We start from the raw sequence: 17,663 nt of genomic DNA on the forward strand, positions 1-17,663 counted from the left end.
GTCGGGATCTTCCCCGACCGTAACGCGATCGTCCGGCTGGTCGGCGCGGTGTTGATGGAACAGACCGACGAATGGGCCGAGACCCGCCGCTATATGGGCCTGGAGTTCCTGGCCAAGGCCCGCCTGCACATCATCGCCGGCGACACCCCGAACGACAAGATCGACCAACAGCAACTCACCGCTTAACCTGCACAAACGGATCACGCGGTGGTCTCCTCTTACACCACTCCGCTGGACGTGACCCACACCGGTCTCTGGCCGCTCCTGCTGGGAGCGATCGACAGCGAGGCCCCGTTGCGGCCGTGGCACAACGACCGGCTCGCACCCACGCCTCCAGAACGAGCCGACCAGGTGGACGTGCAGGCGATGCTGAGCGATGCCTGGGCCTCCGTGCAGCAGGACTGGGCGGAATTCGGCTCGGACGAGGACGTCGGCATTGCTCCGTTCGACCGCGCCTGGCCCGGGTTGGCGCCCGCGAGCGAACCCAGGGCCGATCCCGATGAGAGGGCCATCGCGTTGGCCACTTCGCCTGACGAGGTGCCGGGAATGCTCAGCGGGACGGGCTGGGGTCCCTTTCTAGGCCTGGTCGCCGCCGCTGACGGCGCGGATGCGCTGAGTGAAGCAGGGTGGACGTCGGAGACCCCGTGCGAAGAGGCGACGGCGATGCTGCGTAGTTGGCAGCGGCGATTCGGCGTTCGGCTGTGCTCGATGGGCCACTCCACGCTCGTCGTCTCGGTCGCGTGGCCGCCACGTACGCAGGAGCATGCGTGGCAGGTGGCGATGGAGCATTACGCCTTCTGCCCCGACCTCGGCCAGGAGTACGACGACTTCGAGGAATACGCACAAGGACTGGTCGACGCGAAGACGTGGTGGATGTGGTGGGACTGACCGTCCCGCCGGCACGCGGCTGAACATATACGGCAAGCTGGCCTGCCGCTGCGGCGACAAGCTCAGGGGGAACGCTGGACCGTCTCGGGCCTCAGGGGTTGCCGCCGGGCACCTCGGCTGACAGGTGGAAACGGCCGTCAGGGCCGTTCACTGCGGTGAGCCGGCCTCCCAGGGCCTCCACGCGGGTGGTCATGCTGACGATGCCCATGCCGGTGGAAGGTTCCGCCGGTCCTTCCCGGATGCCGTCGTTGACCACCTGGAGCCGCACGCCGTCCGCGACGGTCACCTTGATGACGACACGGCGCGCGGCGCTGTGCCGGACGACGTTGGTGATGGCCTCCCTCAGCACGGCGGCCAGCTCCACGTCCACCTTCTTCGGCAGCGGCTCCGACGGCACCGTGACCACGGCCTCGATGTCCAAGGCGGCCAGCACCGCGCGGGCGGAATCTGCCTCGGCCACAAGTGAGAGATCGCCGGAGCCCTCGGTCATGTCACGGAGCTCGTCGAGCGAGCTTCGGGCCAGCCGGGACACCTCGACCAGCTCCCTGTGGGCCCGGCCGGGGGCCTCGGGCAGCAACTGCCGAGCCAGCTCGGTCTTGAGTGTGATCGCCGACAGTCCGTACCCGAGCAGATCGTGGACGTCGCCCGCGACGCGCAGCCGCTCGGCCAGCACCGCCATCCGCGCCAGCTCCGCCCGCGCAGCCCGCAGGTCGCCGGCCATCTCCACCAGCCAGATCAGCCCATAGATGACCGTTCCGGAGGCCACGCCGGCGACCCAGCCGTAGGCGGTCTGCAGCGGCGACCGCGAACCCAGGGACGCGAGCATCGGACCGCTGACCAGGAGGATCGCACAGAGTGTCCAGGCAGCGCGGCGGGGTAGCAGAAGGAGCGCCGACGCCGCCACCAGCCCCAGGGGCAGGGACCAATAGAAGCCCGGCACCGCCTGCGGCACATAGGCGAGCACCACCTGTCCGGCGAGGTTCCGGTACCGGTCGCGGACCGGGCTGCCGCGCAGCCGCAGCAACACGTGACGGAGTTGCAGCAGCAGGATTCCCGCGACGCTTCCAGCGGCGGCCAGCCATTCGACGAGGCCCGCCCGCGTCTCCACCAGGAAATGCAGCCCCGCGGTGAGATACATGACGTAGAGGACGAACAGGAGGCGCAGTGCCAGGTGCGCCGCGGTCTCGTCACCGGACGCCGCCGGGACCGGTGACGGCGCCCGATAGGCGACGGCCACCGTACGCGCCTCGTTCAACGCGCGCCGCGACAGCCGCAAGATCTCGGCCGTCGCGGCGGCGGTCTCGGCCGCGGAACGCGCCGCCGCCGCGGTCGCGCTCTGCCGGGCGATCGCCGACAGCCCGCGGCCGATCGCCTGGTCGAGATGGCGCGACGCCCGCAGGCGTTCGGCGATCACCGCCATCCCCGCCAGTTCGTCGAGCGTGGCGGCCACCCGCGCCACCTGGGCGCCCAGATGGGAGAGCCCGAACAGTGCCAGGCTGATGTTCAACGTGCACAGCAGCGCGTACCAGGTGCCTTCCGTGCCGCCGCCGTACCCGCCGCCGAAGAACGCAGAGCTTCCCACCACCAGGGCGAAGAGCGCCCAGGCCGCCCATCCACGCAAAAGGATCAGCACCGAGCCGGCCAGGAACGCCGGCAGCCCCACCCATATCTCACCGAAGTAGAGGTAGGGCAAATAGGTGAACAGCGCCTGGAGGGGCAGGGTATAGCGCGCCAAAGCACGGCCTCCGCCGCGCGTGCTCGAATGGACCAGCTGCAGGACGACCACCGGCGCCACCGCGGCCAGGTACCCGGCGGTCCGCCATGAGAGGCCGAAGTACGTCAGGCGCGAGAGCACGAAGGCGGTGGCGCTGCTGAGCAGAAAACCAAGGACCACTGCTTCGGCGAGCCGGGGGCCGCGCTGCTCACCATCGCTCATCGCCCTCCACCGGCCGGGCACCGAGCCGGTGTCGTCCGGCGGATGGATCGCCGCGGCCGGCGCGTCCGCGCACATCATCCAGGTCCTCCCTCGCCGGGAACTTCATGATCGCGTATGTGGCCGGTCAGGAACGCCGCAGCGGGATAATCAGAGGCTCGGAGCGAACCGCAGGATCGGGAGGTACGTGGTGATCCGGATACTGCTGGCCGAGGACATGCACATGATCCGTGCCGCCCTGGTCGCCCTGCTGCAGCGGGAGCGGGACATCGAGGTCGTGGCCGAGGTCAGCAGCGGAAATGACATCGTGCCCACCGCCCTCGAACACCGTCCCGACGTCGCCGTGATCGACATCATGCTGCCAGGGGTGGACGGCATCACCGCCGCCGCGGAGCTGCACGAGGAGCTGCCGCATTGCCGCACGCTCCTCCTCACAGGAGTGGGCAGACCCGGCGACCTGCGGCGCGCGCTCGCCGCCCATGCCTCCGGTTTCATCCTCAAGGACGCGCCTCCGCAGCAGCTCGCCGAGGCCGTGCGCAGGGTGGCGGACGGCCTGCGAGTGATCGATCCGCAGCTCGCGGTGGCCGCCCTGGAGATCGAGCACAGCCCGCTCTCCGAACGGGAGATCAACGTTCTGCGGCTGGCGGCCGAGGGCCTGGACGCGCCGCAGATCGCCGATCGGCTCAACCTCTCCATCGGGACCGTCCGCAACTACCTCACAGCGATCGTCAGCAAGCTGGGGGCGCGCAACCGCCTGGACGCCGTCCGGATCGCCACCGGCGCCGGCTGGCTCTGAACCCCCATCCGGCCCGTACCGGCGGGACCTTTCACCCAGCGTGGTCCTTCAACCGGCGTGGTCCTTCAACCGGCGTGAATTTCTCATGGCGGCGCATGAGCACGGCATCCCGGAGCCGGACGAGCTCATCCGGAGATAGTGATCTTGGCACTGGCCGCGATTCCGGACACGATGCAGACTTCCCCTGTCCGGTCGCCGAGCGCCGACTCCGCCGCGTGCTGATCGCCGCACTCTCCCGCTGACACCCTGCCCTGATCACGTTCCGTGCGTTCTTTGGGCATGCCTGCACGCCTGACGAAGACAAGGATTGGAACGTTGACCCCACCGCTGGACCGCTCCATGACGTCGGCGCCCGGAACACCCGCCGCGTCGCGCCCGCGATTCACCCGGCGGCGGCTCCTGAAGGCCACGCTGATCGGGGTGCCTGGTGCGGCGGCGGCGGCGGTGGGTGCGGGCGGCTTCGGCCTGCTGTGGGCATCCGCCGACGTGAGCACCGTGGGAAAGGTGCGGTTCGTCAACCGGCTGGTGATCCCATCGCTGGCGGCGGGTCGCCGGGACGAAGCGGGACGGCGGGTGTTCGACTTGCGCGCCACCACGGGCACCAGCCGCTTCCGTTCCGGCGGGGCGACCCGCACCTGGGGTTTCGGCGGCGGGTATCTGGGGCCGACGCTGCGCGCCGCCCGGGGCGAGACGGTGCTGGTGAACGTGCGCAACGACCTGCCCGAGACGACCACCGTCCACTGGCACGGCATGCGCCTGCCCGCCGCGATGGACGGTGGCCCGCACCAGCCGATCCGGCCGGGTACGACGTGGTCGCCGACCTGGAAGGTCGATCAGCCGGCGAGCACGCTGTGGTACCACCCGCATCCGCACGGCGAGACGGCGAAACATGTCTATCGTGGGCTGGCGGGGCTGTTCATCGTGGACGATCCGGCGACCGGCCGGCTCGGGCTGCCGAGCCGGTACGGGGTGGACGACGTCCCGGTGATCGTTCAGGACAAGAACTTCGGCGACGGCAACCGGTTCGACGAGGGACACCCGCTGATGGGCGGGCTCGGCATCATGGGCGACACGATCCTCGTCAACGGTACGCTCGGGCCCTACCACGACGTGACCACCCGGCGGGTACGGCTCCGGCTGCTCAACGCCTCCAACGCGCGCACCTACCGCTTCGTGCTGTCGGACCGGCGGACGTTCGCGCTCGTCGGCACCGACGGCGGCCTGCTGCCCGCCCCGCACACCACCGACCACATCCAGCTCTCTCCCGGAGAACGCGCCGAGATCGTGGTGGCGTTCGCGCCAGGGGAGAAGGTCGTGCTGCGCAGCGATCCGCCCGACCTGGGGGAGGTCGGCAGCGCCCGGTTCGTCGGCGGCGACGACGCGTTCGACGTTCTCGAACTGCGGGCCGCCGACCGCCTCGCCCCCTCACCCGCGCTGCCCGGCAGCCTCGCCGAGGCGCCCCGGATCGGCCCGCCCGGCGGTGCGGGCGCCCGGGTCGATCGCCGCTTCGAACTGAGCGGTTCCAAGCTCAACGGTAAGAAGATGGACATGAGCCGGATCGACTTCGCGGCCGCCACCAACGCCACTGAGATCTGGGAGCTGACCAGCCTGGGCGGCAAACCACACAACTTCCACGTCCACGACACCCACTTCCAGACCCTGTCAGTGGCCGGCGCGCCGCCGCCCCCCGAACTGCGCGGCTGGAAGGACACGATCTTCCTGCGGGCGCAGCAACCGGTACGGGTGGCCGTCCGGTTCGGCGACCATGCCGACCCACGGACGCCGTACATGTTCCACTGCCACATCCTCTACCACGAAGATCAGGGCATGATGGGCCAGTTCGTGGTCACCGAGCCCGGCCAGGCCCCGGCGACGTCCATCGCGCCCCACACCGGCCACCATGGCTGAACGCCCGGATTCTGCGCCGCGGCGCCACGTCACCCAGGGCTGGACAACGCCGCACGAGACCGCTCTAGGGTCGCTCACATGACGCGTGAAAGCGGAATGACGGGCACACGGTCGATGCATCCGAACCGCATCGTCGCCGGCGGGTGGATAGCGATAACGCTCCTGTTCGTGATGACCCTGAGGGCCTGGCCGTCCAGCATGAGCGACGACGAACGACCCTTCTACGTGTCGAATATGGCGTGGAGCCTGGGGACGCTGGGCGTCGTGGTGTTGCTCGGAACGCTGGCAACCGTGGTCGTGAAGGATCCCGCCACTTGGCATGATGACGGGGCACCGGAGGACCGGGCTCAACGGATCGCCCTGGCGCTGACCTTGGGCGCGTGGCTCTTCGGTGGGCTTTTCACCCTCAATCAATATCTGTTCGGCGTTCCTTTCAACCTCTTCGCGGACATCCCCGGGGAGGTCTGCGGCGGATCTGAGGGCGCCGGCACATTTGGATGTCTGCACCGAGTGGGCCCGGTTCTCCATGTTCTCGGCGTGGTGTTCGCGCTGTTGGCGACTCCCATCGCAGGGATCTTGCTTTGGGTGGCAAGTCGCTCGCGGCTGTGCGCGCGCGTGTCCCCGATCATCATCTTCGGCCTGTATCTGCTGGCGCTGCGCTTCTGGCTGCCTCATGAAGGCTGGGGTGTTCCGAACCGTCCCCGCCTTGGGCCGTGAGGCCGTTCATGATCGACACCTCGCAGGGCGCCGCGCCGGTGACGGACCGCCCGCCGCTGCTGCCCGCTCTGCTGCTGCTCGCGGTACTGCCCGCCGGACTGCTGGTCATGCTGATCGATCTGCTCGCCTACACCCGCACCAAAGCGACGCTCCCCGGTGCCCGCCCCAACGTCAATGCCGACGCGGTCGGCCCCGCGCTCGCGGCGTTCGCCGATTTCGGTCCGCACCGCCTCACGCTCATCGCGGGGTTCTTCGCGGCCGCCACTCTCGCGTTCGCCACGCTCGCGTGGGTCCTGCGCCGCGGCGCGTTCCGGTGGCCCGCCGCGCTCCTGCTGGCCGCGGGCACACTGACCGCCGCCTACCTGGCCGGGCTCTTCCAGGTGTTCGCGCACGACCCGGTGCACGATTTCACCGGGCAGGTGGTCGACACGCCGGGCCCAGGGTCGGCGACCGTGCCGTGGGCGATGGACACGCTCAGCCCTGACTGGTACATCCCGGCGCTCGCGGCGGTGCTGATCGCTGCGGCCGCCGCGCCGGTCGCCGCCTGCGCCCTGCTCAGCAGGCCCCGGGCCACTTCCTGGATCGCGGGAGGCCGCACCGTCGTGGTCTCCGTGCGCGCCCACAGACGCAGCGCACTGCTCCTGACGTTGATGCCCGCCACGACTCCCATCCTGTACGCGGCCGTCAACCTTGTCGCGATAGCCGCCGCCGCGCATGCGGGGGACGCGTCCGATGGCGCGGCGGACATCTCCCGCCGCATCGCCATCGCCATGACGGCGGTTCTCGCCGTCGTGGCGGCGGGCTGGACGATCCTGGGCGTCCGCTTGCGGTACGTGCGCGCCTGGCCCGCGTCGCTGCCGGCGGCGGGTGCGCTGCTGGTCGTCCACCTGCTCGTGCTCCGGCTGGTTTGGGATTACCAACCGCTCGGCCACACCGCCTTCCCCGACGACCAGTCAGGGCTGCTCGAAAACCGTCCGTCCTGGCACGCCCCGGGCCTCGCGTTGACAGTCGGCCTGGCCGCCGTGTGGCCCGTCGCCGCGCTGCTCGGAATGGCCACCGCAGGCCGCAGATCGGCCACCGCCCAAGATGAGGACATCACCCCCGGATGAACCGGCCCTGACGATCGGGGACGGCACGGTCGCCGCACGCGCCGCTGAAGGACCGCAGCCGTTTCCGCACACCGGCACAACGTGCGGCGAGTCTGGGGTAAGGGCGGACTGCTGGCAGTGTGCTCTGTATGAAGTTCGAACTCCGTCATCTGCGGGCCTTTGTCGTTCTTGCCGAGGAGCTGCATTTCGGGCGTGCGGCCGAACGGTTGCGCATTGCCCAGCCGGCGCTGTCGCAACAGATCCAGCGGCTTGAGGCCGATCTCGGGGTGATCCTGCTGGTCCGGGATCGGCGCGGGACCGCGCTGAGCCCGGCCGGGCAGGCGTTCTTGCCCGAGGCCATCCGCACGCTGGAGCAGGCCGCCATCGCCGAGACCACCGCATGGCGTGCCCACAAGGGGGAGTGCGGACGGCTTCGCGTCGGATGCTACGCGCCGTCGTCCGCCGGTCCGTTTCTGGAGACCCTCGCTGGTTTCCAGCTGCGATCTCCGGAGGTCGAACTCATGCTGCAGGGGTTGCGGCCGGGATCGCAGACGGCTCCGTTGCTTGAGGATCGCATTGACATCGCGCTGATGACGGTGCTGGGGGAGGTCCGGCCTCCCGGTGAGGTGACGGCCCGGCCGCTGTGGCGAGATCCGCTCGTGGCGGCTCTGCCCAAAGGCCATCGCCTGGCGGCGAGTTCCCAGATCGCGCCGGAGGACCTCGCCCAGGAGAGCTTTGCCGTGATGCCGCGCGGCCGGTGCGGTGAATGGTTCGAGGAGATCATCGCGCTGTGCCGTCGCGCGGGTTTCTCGCCGCGGATCACCCATCAGCTCAGCGAGATCAGCGACCAGCTGGGTTTGGTCGCGGCCGGACTGCGCGTGGCGCTGGTCCCCAGGCCGTCGCGGTCACCGCTGCCGGGTGAGGTCGTCTATGTGCCTCTGGCGGGCACGCGGCTTGAGGTGTCGAGGTGCGCGGCCTGGCGCAGCGATGATTCCTCTCCGGTGGTCGCGAGAATCCGCGAGGCGCTTGAGGTGACGTTTCCCGTGGCGTTCTCCTGATGCATGTCACTGATCAGGCCATCGGAAATTGATCTTTGACGGGAGGAGGCCGGAGTTCCTAATGTCGTCGAGGTCCGCAGATATGCGGTTGCCGACCTCGATATCCCAGAAAGAAGGAACCGGATGACTCCTGCCGAAGATGTGGTCGTGCGTACGACGTTGGGTCGGCTGCGCGGGACGAAGGAATCGGGTCTCACCATGTTCCGTGGCGTTCCCTACGCGGCTCCACCGGTCGGTGAACTGCGCTGGCGCGATGCCGCGCCCCATCCCGGATGGACGGGGACAAGGGACGCGAAGGAGCATGGGCCGATCGCGCCGCAGCGTTCCGATCTGCCCCACTACGCGGTCTTCGGCTCGACGGGCGGGGACTTTGAGTCCATGGACGAGGACTGCCTGACCCTGACCATCGCCACGCCGGAGGCCGATGCCCGGCGGCGCCCGGTTCTGGTGTGGATCCACGGAGGCGGGAACGTCAGCGGCGCCGGGTCGTGGGACTGGTACGACGGGCGGAGTTTCTGCCGCGACGGAGACCTCGTCTTCGTGTCGATCAATTATCGGCTCGGCCCGCTTGGCTACCTCTATATGGGAGAAGAGGACGGAACGGCCCACGGCAATTTCTGGTTGAGTGACATGCTCGCCGCACTGCGCTGGGTGCGGGACAATATCGCCGCGTTCGGCGGTGACCCCGATACCGTCACGGTCGCGGGAGAATCCGGCGGTGCGGCGTCCATCGCCTGGATGATGGGAGTCGCCGAAGCGCGCGGGCTGTTTCGCCGAGCGATCCTGCAAAGCGCTCCACTCGGTGTCGGCGCCATTCCACCGGCGGAGGCCGCGGTCCTCACCGAGCGCTACCTTCACGCCCTCGGGGCGTCCACCGCGGCCGAGGCGAGGCGGCTGCCCTGGGAACGGCTTCTGGAACCGGTGAAGGTGCTCACCGAGACGTTGATGCCTCCCTTCTCGGCGGTGCTCGACCATCCGATCCAACGGCCCCGCGGTGAGGCGCTCACCGGAGACATCGACGTTCTCATCGGATGGACCCGGGAGGAGCACGGTTTCTTCCTGGCGCCCGATCCACAGATGCGCGCCATCGATGAGGAACAGGTCATCGCGGCGCTGCGGTTGCAGTTCGGGGAGGCGGCACCTGAGGCGTACGCGGAGTATGCACGGATGCGCCCCGGAGCCCGCCCCGTACAGGTCTTGATCGACGCCTGCGACGACGAGTGCTTCCGTATCGACGCCATGCGGTTCGCCGACGCCAACGCCGACCGTGGAGGCGGTACCTACGCCTACCAACTGGACTGGGCCTCGCCGGCCTTCGAAGGTCTGCTCGGGGCCGCCCACTGCATGGATGTGCCCTTCGCGTTCGACAACTTCCACGCCTGGCGCGACAGCGCCCTACTCCAAGGAAACGAAACCCACCAGCGCGGCGCACTGGCCAAGTCGATGCATCGGGCATGGATCGACTTCACCCGGACTGGCGACCCAGGCCATCAAGGCCTGCCGGACTGGGCGCCCTACACCACCGCCCGAAGAACGGTCATGCGTCTTGACGCGATCTGCGAGCCGATGGACGACCCCGGCGCCCACCGGCGGCGACTATGGGAACGGCTGGGTGGACGCAGCCACCGCGCCGAACTGCTCTGGCGCGACGCGGTGACCGTCGGCTGAAGCCGATGCCTCCCGGCCCACCCCGGCACATCACAGGCCTCGGCTCACCGGTCGACCAGCGCGATTGACCGGACGGTTCCCGCGGTTCGTTCCGTTCTCCGTGTCGTCCTGTCGGTGTCGTACCAGAAAGCACGCGGCGGCGCCGACGGCTATCACCACGATGGGCAGCGCCATGGTCGGTCGTATCGCGTGTACGAGGCCGGCCTCGAACTGGCCCGAGACGCCGGTGGGCAGCTCGGCGGCCCGGCCGGGCGCCACGTCGTGGATGGAGGCGGCAAGGCGGTTCTGCAATACCGCACCGACGGCGGCGCTGCCGATGACGGTGCCGATCTGCCGGATCGTGTTGAGTACGCCGGAGGCGGCTCCGGCCATCGTGGGTTTCACGTTGTACATCGCCAGGGTCACCATTGGTCCGAACACGCAGCCGATGCCCACTCCGGCGACGGTCAGCGGCGGCTGGAACTCCCACCATGCGCGGCCGACCTGGATCGTCCAGGCCAGCCAGGCCATTCCGGCCGCGAACAGCGTCAGGCCGGTCATCAGGACGTACTTGCCGCCGAGCCGGTCCGCCATCCGGCCCGCGACCGGCGACAGGAACGCCGACACCACCATCGCCGGAGCCATCACCAGTCCGGCCTTGAGCGCGCTGTAGTTCAGGACCGACTGCAGATACATCATCACGGGCAGGAACAGGCCGATCATCCCGACCTGGACGGCCGCGGAGACCACGCTCATGACCGCGTAGTTGCGATCACGGAAGAGCGCGAAGGGCAGCAGCGGTTCGCGGTCCTGCCGCGTGCGCTGGTAGATCAGGAACGCCGCCAGCAGTAGCCCGGCCCCGCCCAGCAGTGCCCAGATCACGGCGTTCCAGTGATAGCGCTGGCCCTCGGTGAGTGCGAACGTCAGGCATCCCAACGTCGCGGTGGCCAGCAGTACGCCGGGGAGGTCCAGCTTGCGGTGGGCGTCCTGCCGGGCCTCGGGCACGAGCGTGACGGCCATCGCGAGCACCAGGGCCCCGATCGGGACGTTCACCAAGAAGATCCACCGCCAGCCGGCCGCACTGACCAGCAGTCCGCCCAGCGTGGGCCCGGCGATCGTGGCGACGCCCGCGACCGCGCCCCAGACGCCGAGCGCCGTGCCCCGGCGCTCGGCCGGGAACGTGCCGATGATGATCGTCATCGTCTGCGGCATCAGCGCCGCCGCGCCCACGCCCTGCACGGCCCGGGCGGCGATGAGCTGCGCCGGATCCTGCGCCAGAGCGCACAGCACGGACGCCACCGTGAACAGCGTGACGCCCCCGATGAACATGGTGCGCGGCCCGCGCACGTCGCCCAGCCGCCCGAACGTGATCAGCAGTGCGGCCAGGACCAGGACGTAGACATTGATGACCCACAGCACCTGGTCCAGCGACGCGTGCAGGTCGTCGATCATGGCTGGGATGGCGACGTTGACGGCCGTGAGGTCCAGCAGTGTCAGGAAGAATCCCAGGCTGAGCGTCAGCAGCACCCCCCAGGGATTGCCGCGCCATCTCTTCATGCGTATTCCCCTCCGTTTCCTCGCACGGCCACCGCCGTTGGCGCGGCCACCATCGTTGGCGCGGCCACCATCGTTGGCGCGGCCACCGCCGTTGGCGCGGCCACCGCCGTTGGCGCGGCCACCGCCGTTGGCACTGGCGCCGCCATCGAGTGCGGTCGGCATTGCCACGCGGCTCTGATCGCCTCATCCGAGGCGCGCGTGTGCGGGTCGGCTCCGTCGCGCCGGCGCGCTCGTCCAGGCGTCAGCTCTTGGCGGGTGCCTGCAGGCTCCACAGCCGCCCGTCGGGATCGCGGACGGTCATCTCCTGCGTCCCGTAGTGGGTGTCCTCGAACGGAGTGACCACCTCGACGGCAGGATCGGGACGGAATCCGTCCGCGTCGGGCACCCTGAGCGCGACCTGCACCCCGGGCTCTCGCCCCTCGGGGATCTCCACGACGACGAGGTAAGTTCCCTCGCCGTTGCGGAACACCCCGGACCCGTCGCCTTCGGAGAGCTCCAGTTCGAAACCCAGTGCCTGGAAGAACCTCGCGGTCTTGCCCCAGTTGCGGGTCTCCAGGAACACCGCCTCGATTCCTTCGGTCGCCATGTCATGACTCCTTTTCGGATGTGTGCTGTTGTCCGTGGGGATTGTCGAGGTAGGCGCGCAACGCCTCGGTGACCAGCGCCGACAACGACGAACCGGTCTCGATCGCGTGATGCTTGACCTGCCTGATCAGCTCTACCGGCAGGTACACGTTGAATTGCTTGACTTCGGCATCACCCATGAGGCAATGCTAGCATGCTAGCAAGCTACTAACCTAGCCCCGGGGGAGTTCCGTATGTCCGTCCCAGCGGCGAAGCCGCACGACCCGGTCGTCGTCCGCGCCGCCGATGGCGCGGTCCCACATCGGCACGACCGTTCGTCCGAACTGTTCTTCGTCGTCGACGGAGCGCTTGAGCTGCTCGTCGGAACGGAGATCATCACCGCCGGTTCCGGCGATCTCCTGGTCGTCCCGCCGCGCTGTGACCACGCCTTTCGCGCCACCTCGGACGACACCGCGGACGCACTGATCGTGATCACCCCAGGCGTCGAACGGTTCGACTACCTGCGGCAGGTCGCCCGGATCCGGCGCGGCGACGCCGACCGCGACAGCCTGCTCACCGAACAGAGCCGTTACGACACCCATTTCGTCACAAGCCCGGTCTGGTAACTCACTTCGCGACGAACTGAAGGATCCTCAGCGAAGCTGAGGGCGCCCCCCATGCCGAGTCTCTCGGCCACGATGTGGCGGACGGCGCCTTCGATCACGCCGGTGACGATCGGCCATCCGGCCGCCGGTGCCTGGTCGGTGCGGGCGCTCGCAGGGGCCTTGACGGGTGGGGCATTTCACCGGATATTCGCATGATCGTGTCGTTCGGGGGCCGCCGGAGTCGTCCGGTGGTGATGAACTCCACCGGTCGTGTGGAGCCTGTGAGGGAGCACTATGCCCATCGCCCTGAACCGACGTATGTTCCTACGCGCCACCGCCGTCGCGGGAGGCACGACCGCCTTCGCGGGTGCGTTGTGGCAGCAGGCGTTCGCCGGGCCCGCGCAGCCCGGGCCTGGTCCGTACGGTCCGCTGCTGGCGGCCGATGGCAATGGCGTTCAGCTGCCCGCCGGTTTCACCAGCCGAATCGTTGCGCGGTCGTTGCAGCGGGTCGAGGGCACGCGCCACACCTGGCACGCGGCGCCGGACGGCGGCGCCTGTTACCGCGACGGCGACGGTTGGATTTACGTGAGCAACTCCGAGGTGCCTCTGGTGGGCGGTGCCTCGGCCGTACGGTTCGACGCGACAGGCAAAATCACCTCTGCGTACCGCATCCTGAACGGGACCACGCTCAACTGCGCAGGCGGTGCCACTCCCTGGAACACCTGGCTGTCGTGCGAGGAACACGACTACGGCCTGGTGTACGAGACCGACCCGTACGGCCGGACTTCGGCGAAGCCGCGCCCGGCCATGGGGCGCTTCAAGCACGAAGCGGCCGCCAGTGACCCGGTGCGGAAGGTCGTCTACCTCACCGAGGATCAGGGGAACGGCTGCTTCTACCGGTTCAGGCCGACGACCTGGGGCGACCTGTCCAGCGGCACCCTGGAGGTGCTGATCGGCACAGGCGTCGGCGCCGTACGCTGGGCCAAGGTGCCGCGTCCCGAGATGTGGATCACGCCGACCCGCGACCAGGTCGAGGGCGCCATGCGCTTCGACGGCGGCGAGGGCTGCCACTACGCGGGCGGCGTCTGCTACTTCACCACGAAGGGCGACAACCGGGTCTGGGCGTACGACGCCGTCAACGAACGCCTCGACCTGGCGTACGACGACGACCTCGTGACCGGCGGAGCCGCCCCGCTGCGCGGCGTCGACAACATCACAGGCGCCGTCTCCGGCGACCTCTACATCGCCGAGGACGGCGACAACATGGAGATCAACGTCATCACGCCCGACGGTGTGGTCACACCGTTCCTGCGCGTCCTGGGCCATGACAAGTCCGAGATCACCGGTCCCGCGTTCTCGCCCGATGGCACCCGCCTGTACTTCTCGTCGCAACGTGGCAAGAGCGGATTCGTCGCCGGTACGGACGGCCACACCTTCGAGGTGACCGGTCCCTTCCGGCGTTGAGGCCGCCGGCACCCGCGGTGGTCAGGCGTGCCGGTCCAGGGCGTGCATGATGCCGGCGACGTTGTTCACCGTGCCGCTGAGGACCTCGTACTTCTCGACGGTCTCGGGATCGGTGATCTCCTTGGTCATGCGGTAGCGGTCCTTGGTGCGCTCGTGCACCATCGCGGCGGCGTGGTCCAGGTCCAGTCCTTCGTCGCGGGCGTCCTTCACGGCGTCGACCCAGACGCGCAGTTCCTCGGCCGACCGTTCGAGCGTGCCGGTGACCTCCGAGACCGGCCCGTAGTGGGCGAACAGCAGCCGTTCGGGCTGCAGGGCCTGGAACTTGGCGAGTGACCGCAGCGCCGTCTCCAGGTCGAAGTCGGGCGGCGGGGTCGCGGGCCGCACGTCGGCGGTCTCGGGGATGTAGATCCCGGCCGCGTCGCCCACGTACAGGTCGCCCGTCTGCGAGTCCATCAGCCCCACATGGTGCTTGGCGTGGCCGGGGGAGTAGTACGACTCCAGGCGCCGGCCCCCGCCGAGGTCAATGGCACCGGTGTCCTGGACTGCGCGGATCCTTGCCGCATCCGTCGGCTTGAGCTCGCCGAAAAGGGTGTCGAGAGCGTCGCCATACACCATGCGTGCGCTGCGCATGAGACGTTCGGGGCCTGCCAGGTGTCGCGCCCCCTTCTCGTGGACGACCACCTCGGCCTGCGGATACATCTCCGCGATGTCCCCGACCCCGCCTGCGTGGTCGAGATGGATGTGCGTCACGACCACGCTCGCGAGATCGGCCGGCCCCACGCCCAGCTCCGTCAGAGCACGCCGCACCACGGGTGCCGATCCCGCCGTACCCGGCTCCACCAGGCATGGCCGGTCGGAGAGGATCAGGTATCCGGCGGTGATGCCGCTGTAGCCCGCCATCCGCGTGTCGATCTCGTAGACGTCACCGCCGAGCGGCGTGACCGTGGTCTCGGTGTCCATTGATAGATCATCGCCCTGCCGTGGCCCGGTTATCCACAGTTTCGGCCCGGTCTTCCGTTCCCAAGGGCGCGTCTTCCACTCTGGTGACCCCAGCACACGGAGAGGAGTCGTTCATGGCCTGCCCCCACATCAACGACGTGACCTTGCTCGGCAAGCTGGCCGAGGACCCCGTCCGACGCGCCTTACCGAGTGGCTTCGTCGTGGCCTGGCGCCTGATCGTGGATCGCCCCCGCAAGGGTTCAGGCCGACGCGTCGTGGACGCCCTCGCCTGCGCCACGTACGAGCCTTCGGTGATCGACCAGACGCCGACCTGGCGCACAGGCGACCTCATCGAAGTGCACGGCTCTCTCCGCCGCCGCTTCTGGCGCCCGGACGACCTCGGCATAGGCCGCTACGAGGTGGAGGTCTACGAAGCCGCCCTGATAGCGGTGGCTCCCATCCCGGCAGGAGGCAACCAAGCACCTTGACGAAGCCACCGCCACCCCGCTGGCATTGCCGGTCCGACTCACTTGGGCAAGCCACGTCCCGGCTCCCACTCATGCCTAGCGCGATCGAGGGCGTTCCGCCCAGGCACAGCCCAGCGCATTGAGTAACCGTGCCCACCACCCCAGCTCAGGCGCGCCCAGGCAAACCAGCTCGGGCGTCGTCCGACTCGCCTGTTCAGGTGCGGGTTCCCCACGCCAGCGCGTCCGGGCTCACATGCTCGGACGTGGTCGGGCGCGTCAGTCCAGGCGTGGGCTGGCTCGGAGGCTTAGGTGGTCCGCGCCAGTCCAGGTGCATCTGCCTGCGGCTGTCCAGGTGGCGTCCGGTGAGCAGTTCGGGCGCGTGCCAGCGCGCGCCTGTTAGAGCGCGGTCCCGCTCGCGTGTCTAGGTGTGGTCCGGCTCGCTGGCCAGGCGTGTTGCACGCCCGTCCGGGAGGGTTCTCGTTGTGGCGGCATAGGCGGTGTCCGTTCCGGAACGTCCGTTGAGGTGCGTGCCAGCCTCTGTTTGGGCACGGGTCAGCTCGGCAGCTCAAGCGCCTTCCGGTACGCCTGTTCGGGTGTGTCTCGCCACAGCTGTTCGCCGGGTCCTCGGTGCGGCAGTTCAGGTGCGGGCCGGTGCGGTGGCTCGGGTGTAGCTGAGCCGTTCTTGGTCGGGATTTCGGTTCGAGTGCTTACGTGCGGTCTAGGAGGCGGAGGACCAGGCCGGTACGGGGTTTGGGTCCGAACGAGGTGGATTTGCGGGGGACTCGTTCGCCCTGGCCTGCCACGGCGAGGACGTCCTCGACCTTGAGCGGGTTGAGGATGACGGCGGTGCCGCCCGTGCGGCGCGCTCGTTCGATCGCGGCGGCGGGGTCGTCGTGGACGACTTCGACGCTGCGCTCGTTCTCGGGCAGGTTCCAGACGCCTTCGATGAGGAGGGCGTCGAGGATGGCGGTGCCCAGCCCGCGCCAGCGTTCGGAATGGCCCACGGGCATCGCGTCTAGCAGTCGGCGCGGGTCCGCCGCCGTGAGCAGGTGCAGTCCGGCGCCCCCGAGGAGGAACGCCGGTCCCTCGGCGGTGGCGAGCGCTTCCATCGCGGCCGGAAGGTCCGGAAGGTGGGTGACCTCGAAGATCTCGGCGGCGCGGGCAAGGGCCGTGTCCGGGGGGAGGGCTGGCAGAACGCGGTGGATCGCGCCCAGGTGCGGTGGATAGCGGGTCGAGTCGACCAGGAGGGCGAGGCCGTAGTCCCAGGGGCCGTGGCCGTCTCCCGCCGTGTGGTGGCGAGCCTGCAGCGCCCGGTACGTGGCGTACCGGTGATGCCCGTCGGCGATCAACGCCCGGCGGGGGCCGAGATCCGCCGCCACGCGGGCGTGGTGGCCGGGGTCGGAGGTCCGCCACAGCCGGTGGACCAAACCGTCGTCGGACCGGAACTCCACCAGCGGAGGCGTGCCGGCGATCTCGTCGATGATCTGCGCGGCGTCACCACCGCCCTCGTACACGAGGAAGATCGGTTCGGGGTTGGCGTGCGTGGCCGCCATGAGATCCAGCCGATTGCGCACCGGGCCCGGATAGACGTTCTCGTGCGGGAGAACGACCCCGTCGGCTTCGGCGCGCAGGCCCAGCGCGCCGATGAGGCCACGCTGGACGGGGGTGCCGTCCGAGGCCGCCTCGTAGACGTACAGGGCCGGTTCGGAGTCGACGATCAACGCGCCGTCCGCGAGCCAGCGCTGAAGGGTCGCCGCACCCTCGCTCGCGGTCGGAGGGAGGATCAGCCGGACGATGTTGTGCCCGTCGCTGGCCATCAGCCGGGCGACCGCCTCATCGTCGATCAAGTCGTACGGCGGCGAGGTCACCGTGGCCAGATCCCCGACGACCTCGGGCGCGAAGCGCACCCCCCGGAACGGGGCCAGCTCCAGTCCGGCGGGCGCGGCGGGGCCGGGGGCGCCGAAGATCCAGGCGCTGAACGCCTCGGGGTCCAGCCCGGAAGGGAGATCGTCGTCCACTGTGGGCATGGTAA

General features: G+C 69.3%; 17 protein-coding genes. 11 read left to right on the forward strand and 6 right to left on the reverse strand.

The window, feature by feature from the left end:
• The coding region (locus ABD333_RS11955; RefSeq protein ID WP_344540486.1) for a transposase at nucleotides 1–186 on the forward strand (186 nt) is incomplete at its 5' end.
• Between the two features lie 165 nt (nucleotides 187–351).
• On the forward strand, nucleotides 352–888 hold the full coding sequence (locus ABD333_RS11960) for a DUF4253 domain-containing protein (RefSeq protein ID WP_344540487.1): 537 nt from the start codon (nucleotides 352–354) through the stop codon (nucleotides 886–888).
• Between the two features lie 91 nt (nucleotides 889–979).
• Here the strand turns inward: ABD333_RS11960 and ABD333_RS11965 are convergent, their stop codons facing one another.
• Nucleotides 980–2,902 (reverse strand): sensor histidine kinase, encoded by a 1,923-nt coding sequence (locus ABD333_RS11965; RefSeq protein WP_344540488.1) that lies wholly within the window; start codon nucleotides 2,900–2,902, stop codon nucleotides 980–982.
• A 109-nt stretch (nucleotides 2,903–3,011) separates the two neighbouring features.
• On the opposite strand from ABD333_RS11965, the gene ABD333_RS11970 reads away from it, so the two are divergent.
• The 6 genes from ABD333_RS11970 to ABD333_RS11995 all read left to right on the forward strand — a co-directional run bounded on the left by ABD333_RS11970 (nucleotide 3,012) and on the right by ABD333_RS11995 (nucleotide 10,056).
• A complete protein-coding gene (locus tag ABD333_RS11970) occupies nucleotides 3,012–3,617 on the forward strand; it encodes a response regulator transcription factor (RefSeq protein WP_344540489.1) in 606 nt (201 codons plus the stop codon).
• Nucleotides 3,618–3,932: 315 nt separating this feature from the next.
• Complete coding sequence (locus ABD333_RS11975) at nucleotides 3,933–5,525, forward strand: multicopper oxidase family protein (protein ID WP_344540490.1); 1,593 nt, start codon at nucleotides 3,933–3,935, stop codon at nucleotides 5,523–5,525.
• Nucleotides 5,526–5,603: 78 nt separating this feature from the next.
• Complete coding sequence (locus ABD333_RS11980; protein WP_344540492.1) at nucleotides 5,604–6,242, forward strand: hypothetical protein; 639 nt, start codon at nucleotides 5,604–5,606, stop codon at nucleotides 6,240–6,242.
• Nucleotides 6,243–6,250: 8 nt separating this feature from the next.
• Complete coding sequence (locus ABD333_RS11985) at nucleotides 6,251–7,351, forward strand: hypothetical protein (RefSeq protein WP_344540494.1); 1,101 nt, start codon at nucleotides 6,251–6,253, stop codon at nucleotides 7,349–7,351.
• A 128-nt stretch (nucleotides 7,352–7,479) separates the two neighbouring features.
• Nucleotides 7,480–8,388 carry a LysR family transcriptional regulator gene (locus tag ABD333_RS11990; RefSeq protein WP_344540496.1) on the forward strand — a complete coding sequence of 303 codons (909 nt, stop codon included), beginning with the start codon at nucleotides 7,480–7,482 and terminating at the stop codon, nucleotides 8,386–8,388.
• Between the two features lie 123 nt (nucleotides 8,389–8,511).
• The gene (locus ABD333_RS11995) at nucleotides 8,512–10,056 is read left to right on the forward strand and encodes a carboxylesterase/lipase family protein (RefSeq protein WP_344540498.1); all 1,545 of its coding nucleotides are present in this window, start codon (nucleotides 8,512–8,514) and stop codon (nucleotides 10,054–10,056) included.
• A gap of 30 nt (nucleotides 10,057–10,086) precedes the next feature.
• On the opposite strand, the gene ABD333_RS12000 is transcribed toward ABD333_RS11995, so the two are convergent.
• The 3 genes from ABD333_RS12000 to ABD333_RS12010 form a co-directional block, all read right to left on the reverse strand.
• Nucleotides 10,087–11,592: an MFS transporter gene (locus ABD333_RS12000; protein WP_344540500.1), complete on the reverse strand. Its 1,506-nt coding sequence runs from the start codon at nucleotides 11,590–11,592 to the stop codon at nucleotides 10,087–10,089.
• A gap of 241 nt (nucleotides 11,593–11,833) precedes the next feature.
• The gene (locus ABD333_RS12005) at nucleotides 11,834–12,178 is read right to left on the reverse strand and encodes a VOC family protein (protein ID WP_344540502.1); all 345 of its coding nucleotides are present in this window, start codon (nucleotides 12,176–12,178) and stop codon (nucleotides 11,834–11,836) included.
• Nucleotide 12,179: 1 nt separating this feature from the next.
• A complete protein-coding gene (locus ABD333_RS12010; protein WP_344540503.1) occupies nucleotides 12,180–12,356 on the reverse strand; it encodes a ribbon-helix-helix domain-containing protein in 177 nt (58 codons plus the stop codon).
• A 54-nt stretch (nucleotides 12,357–12,410) separates the two neighbouring features.
• Between ABD333_RS12010 and ABD333_RS12015 the strand changes: the two genes are divergently transcribed.
• Both ABD333_RS12015 and ABD333_RS12020 read left to right on the forward strand, forming a co-directional pair.
• Nucleotides 12,411–12,782 carry a cupin domain-containing protein gene (locus ABD333_RS12015; RefSeq protein ID WP_344540505.1) on the forward strand — a complete coding sequence of 124 codons (372 nt, stop codon included), beginning with the start codon at nucleotides 12,411–12,413 and terminating at the stop codon, nucleotides 12,780–12,782.
• Between the two features lie 273 nt (nucleotides 12,783–13,055).
• On the forward strand, nucleotides 13,056–14,225 hold the full coding sequence (locus ABD333_RS12020; RefSeq protein WP_344540507.1) for an alkaline phosphatase PhoX: 1,170 nt from the start codon (nucleotides 13,056–13,058) through the stop codon (nucleotides 14,223–14,225).
• A gap of 21 nt (nucleotides 14,226–14,246) precedes the next feature.
• Here ABD333_RS12020 and ABD333_RS12025 read toward each other — a convergent pair whose 3' ends face one another.
• Entirely contained in the window at nucleotides 14,247–15,185 is a 939-nt protein-coding gene (locus ABD333_RS12025) for an MBL fold metallo-hydrolase (protein ID WP_344540509.1), read from the reverse strand.
• 113 nt (nucleotides 15,186–15,298) lie between these two features.
• On the opposite strand from ABD333_RS12025, the gene ABD333_RS12030 reads away from it, so the two are divergent.
• Nucleotides 15,299–15,652, forward strand: a complete 354-nt coding sequence (locus ABD333_RS12030; protein WP_344540510.1) for a single-stranded DNA-binding protein — start codon at nucleotides 15,299–15,301, stop codon at nucleotides 15,650–15,652.
• 686 nt (nucleotides 15,653–16,338) lie between these two features.
• Here the strand turns inward: ABD333_RS12030 and ABD333_RS12035 are convergent.
• A complete protein-coding gene (locus tag ABD333_RS12035; protein ID WP_344540511.1) occupies nucleotides 16,339–17,658 on the reverse strand; it encodes a DUF1015 family protein in 1,320 nt (439 codons plus the stop codon).
• Nucleotides 17,659–17,663: the final 5 nt, after the last annotated feature.

This window comes from Actinomadura fulvescens (assembly GCF_039533225.1).
Classification (GTDB): domain Bacteria; phylum Actinomycetota; class Actinomycetes; order Streptosporangiales; family Streptosporangiaceae; genus Spirillospora; species Spirillospora fulvescens.

Coding starts and splice junctions, on each gene's coding strand:
- ABD333_RS11965 (WP_344540488.1), bottom strand. CDS start 2,902: ATGATGTGCGCGGACGCGCCGGCCGCGGCGATCCATCCGCCGGACGAC.
- ABD333_RS11980 (WP_344540492.1), top strand. CDS start 5,604: ATGACGCGTGAAAGCGGAATGACGGGCACACGGTCGATGCATCCGAAC.
- ABD333_RS11985 (WP_344540494.1), top strand. CDS start 6,251: ATGATCGACACCTCGCAGGGCGCCGCGCCGGTGACGGACCGCCCGCCG.
- ABD333_RS11990 (WP_344540496.1), top strand. CDS start 7,480: ATGAAGTTCGAACTCCGTCATCTGCGGGCCTTTGTCGTTCTTGCCGAG.
- ABD333_RS11995 (WP_344540498.1), top strand. CDS start 8,512: ATGACTCCTGCCGAAGATGTGGTCGTGCGTACGACGTTGGGTCGGCTG.
- ABD333_RS12000 (WP_344540500.1), bottom strand. CDS start 11,592: ATGAAGAGATGGCGCGGCAATCCCTGGGGGGTGCTGCTGACGCTCAGC.
- ABD333_RS12005 (WP_344540502.1), bottom strand. CDS start 12,178: ATGGCGACCGAAGGAATCGAGGCGGTGTTCCTGGAGACCCGCAACTGG.
- ABD333_RS12010 (WP_344540503.1), bottom strand. CDS start 12,356: ATGGGTGATGCCGAAGTCAAGCAATTCAACGTGTACCTGCCGGTAGAG.
- ABD333_RS12015 (WP_344540505.1), top strand. CDS start 12,411: ATGTCCGTCCCAGCGGCGAAGCCGCACGACCCGGTCGTCGTCCGCGCC.
- ABD333_RS12020 (WP_344540507.1), top strand. CDS start 13,056: ATGCCCATCGCCCTGAACCGACGTATGTTCCTACGCGCCACCGCCGTC.
- ABD333_RS12025 (WP_344540509.1), bottom strand. CDS start 15,185: ATGGACACCGAGACCACGGTCACGCCGCTCGGCGGTGACGTCTACGAG.
- ABD333_RS12030 (WP_344540510.1), top strand. CDS start 15,299: ATGGCCTGCCCCCACATCAACGACGTGACCTTGCTCGGCAAGCTGGCC.
- ABD333_RS12035 (WP_344540511.1), bottom strand. CDS start 17,658: ATGCCCACAGTGGACGACGATCTCCCTTCCGGGCTGGACCCCGAGGCG.